We start from the raw sequence: 12,293 nt of genomic DNA on the forward strand, positions 1-12,293 counted from the left end.
CCTCTTTGATATGCGTGTCTGTCCGCGATCAATTGGCGCCAAATACAAGATTGGGCAGCGTCATCGAAATCGCAGGAATATAGGTTGTCAGCAAAAGCGCGCTCAAGATCGCCAGATAGAATGGCCAGATCGACTGAACCGCCTTTTCGATTTTCACCCCGCCAATCGCGCACCCGACAAACAGGCACGACCCGACCGGCGGCGTACACAGGCCAAGGCCCAAATTCATCATCAGCACCATGCCGAACTGGATCGGATCCATGCCGAACTGAACCGCCAGCGGCAGGAAGATCGGTGTACAGATCAGGATCAATGCCGCCATGTCCATGATCATGCCGGCAATCAGCAACATGACATTGATCAGCAACAACACCATGATCGGATTGTCAGTAATCCCGGTAATCGCATCGGCCAGCGCATCGGGCACCTGATAGAAAGCCAGCATATAGCCATATGCCGATGCACAGCCGACCAGCAACATGACAAGCGCCGTGGTTTTGGCCGATTGCTTGACCGCGGCAACAAACCCTGCCCAGCTGAGTTCGCGATAGACAAGCCCGGTAATGATCAGGGCATAGGCCACACCAATCGCACCGGATTCCGTAACCGTGAACACGCCACTAAGAACCCCGCCGACAATGATCACAGCGGTAAAGAAGCCCGGAATGGCCCGCACCGCAGTCTGCCAGACCACCCGCCAGCCCGGAAACGGCTCAGCCGGATAGCCATGCTTGATCGCGACAAGCCAGGTCGCAAGACCAAGCAGCAGGCACATGATAATGCCCGGCACGACACCGGCCATGAACAGTTTGGAAATCGAAATTCCCCCGCCCGCGGCCACTGCATACAGGATCATGTTGTGGCTTGGCGGGATCATGATGCCGGCAATCGATGAGGTCACGGTGACGTTGACCGCATAATCGGCGCGGTAACCTTCCTTTTTCATCACCGGGATCAGGATTGAGCCAAGCGCGGATGTATCGGCAACGGCCGACCCGGAAATGCCGCCAAACAGCATCGATGAAAACACGTTCACAATGCCAAGACCGCCACGCCGGCTTCCGACAAGGGCGGTTGCAAACTGCACCAGCCGTGACGCGATCCCGCCATGAAGCATCAGCTCGCCGGCAAAGATAAAGAACGGAATGGCCAGAAGCGAAAAGGCTGAAATACCCGACCCGATGCGCTGGAAGGCGATCAGGGTTGGCAGACCTTCGAAAAAGAAGGCCCCAAGGGCTGCGATGCCAAGTGCGATGGCAACGGGCATGCCAATCAGGATACCGATGGCAAATACGCCAAGAAGAATGGTCATGCCCATTTATTCAACGTCCTTGTTCAGCAAATCGTCGTGGTAAAAACGCGCATTGGAAATGGTTTTCCAGCGGGTAATGATCTTGAGGATGTGAAGAACGCTGAAAAATAAGATCCCCGCCCCGCACACCGCCATCGGCACCGAACGCCAGCCATCGGAAATATGGATGATCGGCATTTTCTTGGCCCAGTTGAACGCCACCAGATCCATACCGCCCATCAGCATCCAGTATCCGAACCACGCCATGGCGGCATAACTGATGGCAGCGACGATCGCGGCAATTTTCGGAGGCAACGCATCGCGAAAGAACGATACCGAAAGATGGCTGTTGTCGCGCATCCCGGCTGCCGCCACAGGAAAGGTAATCAGAACGATCAGGATCAGAGAGATCTGTTCAACCCAGGTCGGCGTTTCATTAAGAACATACCGTCCGAAAACCAGCCAGGCGAAACTGGGAATAAGCGCCACAAGCGCCAAACCGCCGATCAGGTTGAGAACCCCGGCTATCCCGCCGCCCAGACGGTCGATCAAATTGATAAAGCTGGAAAACATCTATGCGCCGCCAGAAATTGATTAATCCGTATCCAAGCCGGATATGAAAGTAGCACAGACAGAAAGAAGGGCGACGATATCATCGCCGCCCTTTCAATCATTCATATTTTATTTCTGCGCATCCTGGATGGCTTTGACCAGATCGGCCAGATCCGGGTTGGACTTCAGGAAGTTGTCATAGACCGGCTGCATTGCATCCTGGAAAGCCTGCTTGTCGGCGATCTCGTTGACTTCGATGCCCGCAGCAATGACTTTTTCCTTGGATTTTTCAGCACGTGCGGCCCATGCGGCACGCTGTACTTCAACCGATGCATCAGCGGCTTCGTGGACGATTTTCTTTTCGTCATCCGACAGGCTGTCATAAAGCGCCTTGTTGATGCACAGGCATTCCGGAAGGATCAGGTGCTGGGTCACGGAATAGTATTTCGCCGCTTCGAAATGGCCCGAGCTGTCATAGGACGGATAGTTGTTTTCCGCACCGTCAATCACCCCGGTTTTCAGCGACTGGTAAACTTCGCCATAGGCCATCGGGGTGGCGTTGCCGCCAAGGGCTGCGACCATCTGAACATAAAGATCGTTGCTCATGACGCGGAACTTCAGACCCTTGAGATCGGCCGGGGTATTGATCGGGTGCTTGGTGTTATAGAAGGAACGCGCACCGGAATCATACCAGCCAAGCGGCTGAAGACCGGCCTTGATCAGGCCATCGGCGATCTGCTGACCGGCCGGGCCGTCCATGACCTTGTGCATGGCATCGACGTTTTTGAAGATGAAGGGCAGCGAAACAACGTTCGCCTCGGGAGCAACTTCACCAAGCGGACCGAGGTTGAACACAGCCCAGTCCAGACCGCCAAGACGGACCTGCTGGATCGCATCAGGCTGATCGCCAAGAACACCACCATGATAAACCTTGGCTTCAAGTTCGCCGCCGGATTTTTCATTGATGATTTTGGCAAATTCTTCCATGCCGGTCGAAACCGGATATTCCGGCGGATGGATGTTCCAGCCGCGCCATTCTTTTGCCTGTGCACCCGATGCCAGCGCCACCGACACAGCAGCCGCTGCAATCGTCAGTGTCGTGGTTTTGAGAAAGTTATTCATTTGGAGTCCTCCCGAGACATTTTGTCACTTGCGTTAAAGCCTTGTTTTCCCTGATGGGAACTTCTTATTGTCGTATAATCTTACAATTCCCAACTTGTAAGGACAACTGTAAGATTAGTTAACAACTAGTCTAATAGACCTTCCGGTCCAGTGCGCGCCCGATTTTTATTTTGGCGTCGCAAATAAGGATCCCGGCAGAACCACCTGCCGGGATATCTGGCAGGCCGTGAAGGCACCGCCATGCCTAGGCCATACGCAACGCACCATCGCCATAGGCATTGCGGATGACCTCTGCCAACATGTCGTGTTCCTTGTCGGTCAAATCGGTCAGCGGGCTGCGCACCGGACCGGTATCGCGACCGATCACGCGCATTCCCGCCTTGACGATGGAAACGGCGTATCCTTTGCCGCGATTGCGGATATCGAGATACGGATAGAAGAATTCCTTGAGCACCCGGTTCATGGTTTCATCATCGTCACGGGTCAGCGCGTCATAGAAATCAAGTGCCTGTTGCGGCAGGAAATTGAAAATTGCGGATGAATAGGTGGTCACACCAGCCGCCTTGTAGGCCTTGGCAAAGACTTCTGCGGTCGGCATGCCGCCAATATAGGACAGGCGATCACCGATCAGCGTGCAGACCTTGGTCACCATTTCGATATTGCCATGACCGTCCTTGAACCCGACCAGGTTCGGACAAACATCGCACAGCTTGGCCAGGGTTTCGGCGGTAATGATCGAATTATCACGGTTATATACAATCACACCGATCTCGACCGCATCACAGACAGCCTTGACCCGGGCAAACAGACCTTCCTGTTCGGCCCCGACCAGATATTGCGGCAACAAGAGCAGACCGTCCGCACCGGCGGCCTCGCATTCGCGGGCCAGTTCAACCGCCATGGCGGTGCCGTAACCGCACCCGGCAATGATCGGGGTGTCGCCGGCGACTTCCTTGGCCGCACGCACAGTCTGAACGACTTCGGCCGGGGTCAGGGAAAAGAATTCCCCGGTACCGCCTGCTGCAAACAATGCCGTTGCGGGATATTGCGACAGCCAGCCGACATGCGCGCGATACGCATCAAGGTCAAGCTTGCCCTCGGCATCAAAAGGCGTCACCGGGAATGACAGCAACCCGGCACCAATGGCCTTTTTCATCTCAAGATAATGCATCAAGCGTCCTTCAAGTCTTAAATAGGTCACAACAACTATGATGACTCTATAAATTCATCATATTATTTTGTCAAACATATTACATAGCGCAACTCGAAGCCCATAAAAACTGCGCAACACAAGGGTTTTAGAGTTATATTAGAACCACTGAACTTTGGTATGACGACTTCAATTTTCGGTCATTCTGCGCGAATCGCACCAATTGATATGATGACTTTGCCCCCAAAGCCGATTAGGGTCGGGTTATCAGATCCTTACACTCACAACCAAGAAGACCGGGAATGACCGATATTTCTGCTGCCAGCCGCATTCTGGCCGATGCCTTTGTCAATCACCGCCTGATTGATCCGCTGCCTGCTGACGTCGCGCCGACCGCCTTTGACGAGGCCTATGAAATCCAGGACGCCACCCTTGCACTAAGCGGGGCAAAACAGGCGGGATGGAAGCTTGCGGTTGCCACCCGCGCGGCACAGGAAAAAATCGGCGCTGACGGACCGCTGGTCGGGCCGCTTCTGGATGGCCGCATTCTTTCGGACGGGGCGCAACTGACCACCAATGATCTGCATTTCCCCAATATCGAGGCCGAAATTGCCGTGGTCATGGACAGCACCCCGGCCCCGGATGCCACATCAAGCGACATCCTCGATCACATCCGATCAATGCATCTTGCGATCGAAATCGCCGACCGGCGCTATCATGAAAAGCAGGACCCGATCCAGACGCTGGCGGATCTGAATTCCACCGGCTATTTCGTGCTGGGACAGGAAATCGAAGGCTGGCGTGATCTTGGCTTTATCGGTGGAAAGGTCACCACCAAAAGCGACGGCGAAATCCTTGCCAGCAATGATGATCCCGATGCCTGGCCGGAAATCTTTGGCGGACTGGAATATCTGGTCGGCTTTCTGGCCAAGCGGGGCAAAAGCCTTAAGGCCGGCGATGTGATCACCACCGGGGCCTGCGCGCTTCCGACCATCAGCCCGCATGGCAAGATCGAAGCAATCTTTGACGGGCTGGGTACGGTGACCGCCGAGATCAAAAAGGTCTGATCGCAAGATCGCGACCCGGTACAGAAAAAGCCATGCAGGGCGACCTGCATGGCTTTTGTTTTATCGGTTCATGGCGTCAAAGGCCGGGCATCAGCCCTTTTCGCGAAAGCGCGTAACCGCAACGCCGGGAACCTCGACGCGCAGCGACACCAGCTTGCCTGCATGGGGGAATTCGGCGCGTTTTTCCGCACTGTAGCCTTCCTGATGGCTGGTGACATAAAGGGTTTTCATATCCGGCCCGCCAAAACATGGCATGGTCGGATTGGGCATCGGCATCGGAATTGACAGCAACAAAGTGCCATCGGGCGCAAAGCGGTTCAAATTGCCCGCCGACACCCCGGCCGACCAGTAACAGCCATCCATATCGACCGCGGCCCCGTCCGGGCGGCCCAGCGTATCATCAAGATCAAGAAACCGCGTGCAGTTGGAAATGGCACCGCTGGATACATCGAAATCCCATCGATTGACCCACGGCCCGCGTGAATCAGAATGATACATCTGCGCCCCGTCCGGCGACCAGGCGATGCCGTTGGAAATCTTGAAGCCGGTTGCCTTTTGATCAATCACGCCATCGGGCGTAATCCGATAAAGCGACGCGACCGGCTGCTTGTCGGGATTGTCATCCATCGTACCGACCCAGAACGCCCCGTCCGGGCCGATCTTGCCGTCATTGGTACGGCTTTTGATGCCATCTTCGATCCGGCACAAAGCAACACGTTCATCGGTTTCGGGATCAAGGAACAGGATATCCTTGCGCAGGGCGACAATAATGCGCCCCGCATCGGTCAGGCCGAAACAGCCCAGTTCGCTGTCAAATTCCCAGACACGGCGCTGCCCCGATGCGACATCAAGGGCATGCAGCTTGCAATTCAGGATATCGGTCCAGTAAAGCCGGTTATTCCGGGCATCCCAATTGGGACATTCCGCCAAGGTAAAAGTTTCATCCAGCAGGATTTCCGGCTGATACAGCACCTGATCATTGCCCGACATTGTCACCCCTTAAAATTCATATGATCAATTTCAATGAATACTGGTGTGCCCATCCGGGGCTGTGCTTGTCAACATTATTTGCCAGCCGGGTCGGTACCCCGATCACCTGTGATGCGTTGATGCAGCAGTGCAGACGACCGGTATGCGCCGGAAACCGGCCATCAGGCAGATCGCAATCGGGCAGGAAAATTTTACATGTCGCGGGCGTGGTCAGTGACACGCTGGCGGGCTTGATGCAGGTGATAACGCATCATCAATTCGGCACTGTCGCCATCCCGGCCCAGAATCGCATCATAGATCTGACGATGTTCGGCAAGCACGCGTTTGGCGCGGTCCGCCGACCCGGAACGGGTGATATTCAACGCCACATTCATCGATTTCTGCATTACCCCATGCAGCGAATTCAGAATGGTCAGAAAGATTTCATTGCCGCTGGCGCGCGCGATTGCCATGTGAAAATCAAGATCGGCCTTATCGGCAATGTCACCGGCAGCCACCCCGTCTTCAAGCGTTTTCAGGGCATTTTCGATTTCACGGTGATGACGCACACTCGCACGCTCGGCCGCCATGCGTGCTGTTGCCCCCTCGATCGCGATACGGGCTTCAAAACACCGCAAAAGCCCGGCCACATCATTGACCCCGCCAAATTCGATCAGCCCCTGGGGCGGGCGTTTTTTCACAAAGGAGCCAACGCCCTGGCGCGCATAGACCAGCCCGTCGGACTGCAATTTGCGCAAGGCCTCGCGCACGACCGGTCGCGACACGCCAAAGGATGCGCAAATCTCGTTCTCGGAGGGCAGTTTCGTCCCCTCGCCCAGATTGCCTGAAACGATCTGTTCAAGAATTTGACCATAAAGCTGATCAGCAAGTTTTTCGCGCTTCTGGACCTTAAGCAGCAATTCGGTCATCCCGTCCCCCGGACGCTGTGAGTACTTGTCATCTTGTAAAACTTACTTGTAAGTTTTATCGACTATTCCCGCACGGGTAAAGCCCCCGAACCGATCACGGATCGGGGGATGATCGCGGTTTGAAAGTGGCTGGATCAATCAACCAGTGAATAGTCGCGGCTTTGCGGTGTGATGATTTCATCATCATCGACCAGACCACTGTCAGGCTGCGCCAGCAGGGTCGGAATCAGCGTCATGGTGCCAGACAGGGTCTGATTTTTATCGAGCACCAGCAAATCACCGAATTCCTTGAATTCCGGACGGTTATGGACGTTTGGCACATGGCTTACCGGCTCGACGCAAAATGTCTTGCCGTCTTCGGGGATATAGAATTGCAGGTTCGAGAACCGGTCACTTGCCAGCATCTTGAGACTGTAACCCGCATCTTCCCAGACCATGTCGGCTTCGCGGTGCCAGCCGGTATAATGCACATCAAGCCCGCGGTTATGACGGATCATCTTGCCATCGGAAAAGTCCCGACCAAGATCAATGACCGTGCGCGTGGTCGGCAACATGTCCTCGTCCGTGCCAAAGCAGTCGGTGGCAATAAACGAGACCGAAACATCATCCCCACCCGGGAACCACGGATGCAATCCGATACCATAGGGCATCGGGGTCCGGCCCAGATGGCGCACACCGATTTCAATGGTGACATCATCGGGCGTTACCTTGAATTCCTGCCAGGCGACATAGACAAAGCCGCTTTCGGGATCATCATGCTTGTGATTGAAGCGCAGGCTGTCGACGGTCGGACGTTCAATTGTCCATTCCGCAGCCCGGCCAAAACCATGGATCGCATGCGGGCTGGGCGGGCGGTTGGCCGGCACCTTGACGATGCGGCCGTCAAATTCGAACTCGGCAAAGGCCAGCCGGTTGGCAAACGGTACCATCGGAAAACAGCCAAGACTTGACGGGTTTCCCGATTTCAGCGCCTGTTCGGTGACCGGACGCAACAGATTGATGGTGCCTTTGCCATCGGGACGGATCCAGTCGATCCGCGATATCGCCCCGCCCTGGGGAACAATGCCAATCTGAAATGGGCCGCTGTTCCAGCGGTATTCCGGTTCGCCCTTTTTGGACATAAGCAGGTGCCTCAATTCCAACCAAAATCATATGATGACTTTAGGATCAGGTTTCATTAATTTGAATTCGATGACTACTCAAAATAATGAAACCTGACCCGCACACCATCCTCATACGACGATTTGAAGATGGTGTCGCCCAAAGCGCCAATTAAACTTTAACACTGAGCATCTTTTTTATATCCGGTTGTTTTATACCGGATTTATCGGACACGCAAAATGAACAAGACCAGTGCGTCAAATACGCCCCGCAAAGTTTCCCTGACCGAAAAGGTGATTGCAAGCCTGCGTTCCGAAATTGAAAGCGGACAGCGCGAACCGGGCAGCAAATTGCCAACCGAACCGGTATTGACCGAGCGGTTCGGTGTCAGCCGCACCGTCATTCGCGAAGCCATCGCCGCCCTTAAGGCCGACGGGCTTCTTGAACCGCGTCAGGGGGCCGGTGTGTTTGTTCTGGCCCCGGAAACCCGGAGCAATGACAAATCGATTTTCGAAGTCGATTACGCCCAGGTATCGGACGTTCTGGAAATTCTTGAATTGCGTATGGCCGTCGAAATCGAGGCCGCCGGTCTTGCCTGTATGCGCAGTTCCGTCGCCCAGCAGGCCAAGATTTTCGAAGCGATGGAAAAAATGGAACGTGCCCTGGAAAAAGGGGAACCCACCGCCCCGGCCGATTTCGAATTCCACAGCGCGATTGCCGCGGCCACCAATAACCGCCGCTATGCCGAATTTCTCGAACATCTGGGCGACAAGACCATCCCGCGGGCGCAGCTTCGCCGCCGCCCGCCAGAAGCCGAAGACCAGAAATCCTATATGCAGATGATCCTGGGTGAACATCGGCGCATCTATGATGCAATCGCCGCCCGCGACGATGACACCGCCCGCAAGGCCATGCGCGATCACCTTAGCCTGAGCCAGACCCGCTATCAGAAACTGCTGACCCAGCGATAAGCCGATCAATTGCGCGTCATCAAACGATTTCGCACCACTGGATAAGGTCGCCCGATCAATGACCAGACGCATCCGTCGATAGCGCAAGCGAATGAATGAAGCGCAGGCAACCTGATGCAAGGCATCACCGGCGCGATCCTTTGCGAACTGTCTGCAAATTCCGATCAGACCTTGCGCGGGCCCTGTCGAACCGGCGTGCAAATGATGTGTCCCAGGCATCAGTGGTTCCGGGGGCCGAAGAACGTATGACGGCATTTGGCAAACACCGCCACTATTGGCCGGGCCGTTGACCGGTCGTCAGGCAATCATTTGGGCCGCCGGTAGCCTTAGCAGTCCTGTCCTGTTCGGTTCGGTTCGGTTCAGGCAGGTCCGCCCGGTACGATTTGGTCAGGCCCGATCCACTCAGTCGGCCAGAGCCGCGGCCAGAACCGTCATGTCGGAAATCACGATATCGGCCCCGGCATCGTAAAGCCGATTGGTCGCGTCGGTTTCCTGACCGGCATAATGGCCGCCACCGACAAAGCCGATACATTTCATTCCGGCTGCCACCGCCGCGGTAACACCGGCAACGGAATCTTCGATGACGATGGTTGATGACGGCGAAAAGCCCATATCGGCACAGGCATGCAAAAACAGATCCGGGGCCGGCTTGCCGTTTTTGACAAAATCGGCACTATAAATCCGTTCTGCGAACCAAGGGCCAAGGCCGGTGACCACCATGGTTTTTTCCAGCCGTTCGACCGAACTGCTTGATGAAATGCAAAAGGCCAGATCACGGCTGCGCAGGGCCGAAAGCACCAGATCAATGCCACTGATCTTGGCCAGTTCCGTGTCATAGCGCGCAAACAGTTTCTGATAAAAGAACGGTTTGAATTCGGCACTGATATCGGTGCCGGTCTGGCTGCGGATATGATCGATCGGGGCCGAACTTGATCGCCCGGTGAACCGGTCGGCAACCTCGCGAAACGATAAGGGGGCGCCGAAATGATCCAGAACATCAACAAGGGTCGCAAGCGAGATCGGTTCGCTATCGACCAGGACACCGTCACAGTCAAACAGCACAACCTTGCAGCCGTCAAACAGCTTGGCTATTGATGAAGGTGACGCTGGCCCCTGTTCCGGGCGGCGTTGGTCTTCGTTTCCGGCAAAGCGTCCATCTTTGTTGCTGGCTTCGTTTCCATCTATGTTTTCTTGTTCGTTTTCCTGGGCCATGTTGAACCTGGCTTGTTTCATTTGTCTGATGGAAGCAGCCTAGCCAATCACATGTTTCAGCGTCAACAAAAATGAACATTTGACCAACTATTGAACTTTTGATCAAATCGCGATCAATCAGACCATTCAAAACAACATCCGGCAGTCGCGGTCCCATCTGCAAAGCCGGGGAAATGCGGAGGAAAACCCGACCATGAGTCCCCAAGACACCTGTTTCATCGGCGTGGATGTTGGCACCGGCAGTGCGCGCGCTGGCGTGTTTGATGCCAATGGCAAGCTGCTTGGCAGTGCCGCCCATGCAATTGCGATGAACCGCCCCAAACCCGATTTTGTCGAACAGGACTCGGAAAATATCTGGCAGTCGGTTTGCCAGTCGGTGCGCGATGCGTTGAAAAAATCCGCTGTCGCCCCCGAAAAAATCGCCGCCATCGGTTTTGACGCCACCTGTTCGCTGGTCATCCGCGATCAGGACAACCGCCCGCTCGGTGTGACGCCGGGCGGCGCGGATAACTGGGATGTGATTGTCTGGATGGATCACCGTGCCGTGCGCGAGGCCGAAGAATGCACCGCGACCGGATCGCGGGTTCTGGAATTTATCGGCGGCACCATGTCCCCGGAAATGGAAATGCCCAAACTGATGTGGCTGAAACGCCATAACAAACCGGCCTGGGACAAGATGGGGGCGGCTTATGATCTGGCCGACTTCCTGTCATTCCGCGCAACCGGCAGCAACGCCCGGTCCTGCTGTACTGTCACCTGCAAATGGACGTATCTGGCCCATCAGGACGAACCATGGGATCGTGATTTCCTGTCGGTGATCGGCATGGAAGACCTTAATGACAAGATCAATATGCATGATCCTGCCTTGGCGGTTGGCGAACGCATCGGCACCCTTGATGCACAAGGTGCGGCTGATCTTGGCCTGACCACCGATTGCGTGGTTGGGGCCGGATTGATTGATGCCCATGCCGGTGCGCTTGGCACCCTTGGCGAATATCTGGATGGCAATCTGGATCAGCATTTCGCAATGATTGCGGGCACATCGACCTGTCATATGGCCCTGTCAAAGGAACCGCGTTTCATCAAGGGCATCTGGGGTCCGTATTTCGGGGCGATTGCGCCGGGGCTTTGGCTCAATGAAGGCGGGCAGTCGGCAACCGGTGCGTTGCTTGACCATGTTGTCGCCATGCATCCGTTTTCCAACGGCATGGGCCGTGATGCCCACAAGCTTGCCGGGGAAAAGCTTTTGCCGCTGATGGCGGATACCACCGACCTTGCACCGCGCCTGCATGTTCTTCCCGATTTTCATGGCAACCGGTCCCCGCTTGCCGATCCCGAGGCCCTTGGGGTGATTTCAGGTCTGACACTTGATCAGAGCGAGGAAAGCTTCCTGAAACTTTACTGGGCAACTGCCTGTGCGATTGCCTATGGCACGCGCCATATCATCGATGCGCTGAATGATACCGGATATGACATCACCCACATTCATCTGAGTGGCGGCCATACCGCATCCAAAGTGCTGGTCAAACTTTATGCCGATGTCACCGGCTGTCACGTTGTGATGTCCGATTGCGAGGAGCCGGTTCTGCTGGGTTCGGCAATGCTTGCGGCCGGGGCACTTGATGCCGATGGCGGTCTTGCCCGTGCCGCGCGCCAGATGGCGGGCAAGGAAACCCTGCATGCCCCCGACGAGATGGCCAAAGCCGATCACGACCGGCGCTATGCCATTTTCCATCAGATGCATGCCCATCGCCAGGCCCTTGATGCCATGAGCAATCCGGGCGCCAAACACGGCTGAGAATTCTTTCCCCTTGCCCCGTTCGCGGGACGCCCTAACCAAAAGGCGCTTGACGCAACTTTTGGTTAGGGTCAAAACAAAAGGGCCGATGCAAAAGCATCGGCCCTTTCTTACGCACGCGCGACGGCGGG

Annotated in this window: 11 protein-coding genes; 3 read left to right on the forward strand and 8 right to left on the reverse strand. The window is 55.5% G+C overall.

The features are described from left to right. Positions 1-28: 28 nt before the first annotated feature. The 4 genes from WA429_RS05045 to kdgD all read right to left on the reverse strand — a co-directional run bounded on the left by WA429_RS05045 (position 29) and on the right by kdgD (position 4,136). Positions 29-1,318, reverse strand: a complete 1,290-nt coding sequence (locus WA429_RS05045; RefSeq protein WP_068517937.1) for a TRAP transporter large permease — start codon at positions 1,316-1,318, stop codon at positions 29-31. Next, positions 1,319-1,864 carry a TRAP transporter small permease gene (locus WA429_RS05050; RefSeq protein WP_068517936.1) on the reverse strand — a complete coding sequence of 182 codons (546 nt, stop codon included), beginning with the start codon at positions 1,862-1,864 and terminating at the stop codon, positions 1,319-1,321. A gap of 108 nt (positions 1,865-1,972) precedes the next feature. Beyond that, positions 1,973-2,965 (reverse strand): TRAP transporter substrate-binding protein, encoded by a 993-nt coding sequence (locus WA429_RS05055; protein WP_068517935.1) that lies wholly within the window; start codon positions 2,963-2,965, stop codon positions 1,973-1,975. Between the two features lie 244 nt (positions 2,966-3,209). Continuing rightward, entirely contained in the window at positions 3,210-4,136 is a 927-nt protein-coding gene (gene kdgD, locus WA429_RS05060) for a 5-dehydro-4-deoxyglucarate dehydratase (protein WP_068517934.1), read from the reverse strand. A gap of 281 nt (positions 4,137-4,417) precedes the next feature. Here kdgD and WA429_RS05065 point away from each other — a divergent pair, with 281 nt between their 5' ends. Next, positions 4,418-5,182, forward strand: a complete 765-nt coding sequence (locus WA429_RS05065; protein ID WP_287465815.1) for a 2-keto-4-pentenoate hydratase — start codon at positions 4,418-4,420, stop codon at positions 5,180-5,182. 90 nt (positions 5,183-5,272) lie between these two features. On the opposite strand, the gene WA429_RS05070 is transcribed toward WA429_RS05065, so the two are convergent. The 3 genes from WA429_RS05070 to WA429_RS05080 form a co-directional block, all read right to left on the reverse strand. Then, positions 5,273-6,172, reverse strand: a complete 900-nt coding sequence (locus WA429_RS05070) for an SMP-30/gluconolactonase/LRE family protein (RefSeq protein WP_287465814.1) — start codon at positions 6,170-6,172, stop codon at positions 5,273-5,275. 191 nt (positions 6,173-6,363) lie between these two features. After that, positions 6,364-7,080 (reverse strand): FadR/GntR family transcriptional regulator, encoded by a 717-nt coding sequence (locus WA429_RS05075; protein WP_068517931.1) that lies wholly within the window; start codon positions 7,078-7,080, stop codon positions 6,364-6,366. 134 nt (positions 7,081-7,214) lie between these two features. After that, entirely contained in the window at positions 7,215-8,201 is a 987-nt protein-coding gene (locus WA429_RS05080) for an aldose 1-epimerase (protein ID WP_068517930.1), read from the reverse strand. A gap of 219 nt (positions 8,202-8,420) precedes the next feature. Here WA429_RS05080 and WA429_RS05085 point away from each other — a divergent pair, with 219 nt between their 5' ends. Then, positions 8,421-9,152: a FadR/GntR family transcriptional regulator gene (locus WA429_RS05085; protein ID WP_068517929.1), complete on the forward strand. Its 732-nt coding sequence runs from the start codon at positions 8,421-8,423 to the stop codon at positions 9,150-9,152. 402 nt (positions 9,153-9,554) lie between these two features. Here WA429_RS05085 and WA429_RS05090 read toward each other — a convergent pair whose 3' ends face one another. Continuing rightward, positions 9,555-10,364 (reverse strand): HAD family hydrolase, encoded by an 810-nt coding sequence (locus WA429_RS05090; protein ID WP_287465813.1) that lies wholly within the window; start codon positions 10,362-10,364, stop codon positions 9,555-9,557. A 193-nt stretch (positions 10,365-10,557) separates the two neighbouring features. Between WA429_RS05090 and WA429_RS05095 the strand changes: the two genes are divergently transcribed. Then, entirely contained in the window at positions 10,558-12,162 is a 1,605-nt protein-coding gene (locus tag WA429_RS05095) for an FGGY-family carbohydrate kinase (protein WP_287465812.1), read from the forward strand. Positions 12,163-12,293: the final 131 nt, after the last annotated feature.

This window comes from Thalassospira sp. CH_XMU1420-2, from assembly GCF_037029325.1.
GTDB classification, from domain to species: domain Bacteria; phylum Pseudomonadota; class Alphaproteobacteria; order Rhodospirillales; family Thalassospiraceae; genus Thalassospira; species Thalassospira povalilytica.

Bases quoted from the DNA above. Each gene is read 5' to 3' on its own strand.
- WA429_RS05070 (WP_287465814.1), bottom strand. From the start codon at position 6,172: ATGTCGGGCAATGATCAGGTGCTGTATCAGCCGGAAATCCTGCTGGAT.
- WA429_RS05080 (WP_068517930.1), bottom strand. From the start codon at position 8,201: ATGTCCAAAAAGGGCGAACCGGAATACCGCTGGAACAGCGGCCCATTT.
- WA429_RS05045 (WP_068517937.1), bottom strand. From the start codon at position 1,318: ATGGGCATGACCATTCTTCTTGGCGTATTTGCCATCGGTATCCTGATT.
- WA429_RS05085 (WP_068517929.1), top strand. From the start codon at position 8,421: ATGAACAAGACCAGTGCGTCAAATACGCCCCGCAAAGTTTCCCTGACC.
- kdgD (WP_068517934.1), bottom strand. From the start codon at position 4,136: ATGCATTATCTTGAGATGAAAAAGGCCATTGGTGCCGGGTTGCTGTCA.
- WA429_RS05095 (WP_287465812.1), top strand. From the start codon at position 10,558: ATGAGTCCCCAAGACACCTGTTTCATCGGCGTGGATGTTGGCACCGGC.
- WA429_RS05065 (WP_287465815.1), top strand. From the start codon at position 4,418: ATGACCGATATTTCTGCTGCCAGCCGCATTCTGGCCGATGCCTTTGTC.
- WA429_RS05075 (WP_068517931.1), bottom strand. From the start codon at position 7,080: ATGACCGAATTGCTGCTTAAGGTCCAGAAGCGCGAAAAACTTGCTGAT.
- WA429_RS05055 (WP_068517935.1), bottom strand. From the start codon at position 2,965: ATGAATAACTTTCTCAAAACCACGACACTGACGATTGCAGCGGCTGCT.
- WA429_RS05050 (WP_068517936.1), bottom strand. From the start codon at position 1,864: ATGTTTTCCAGCTTTATCAATTTGATCGACCGTCTGGGCGGCGGGATA.
- WA429_RS05090 (WP_287465813.1), bottom strand. From the start codon at position 10,364: ATGGCCCAGGAAAACGAACAAGAAAACATAGATGGAAACGAAGCCAGC.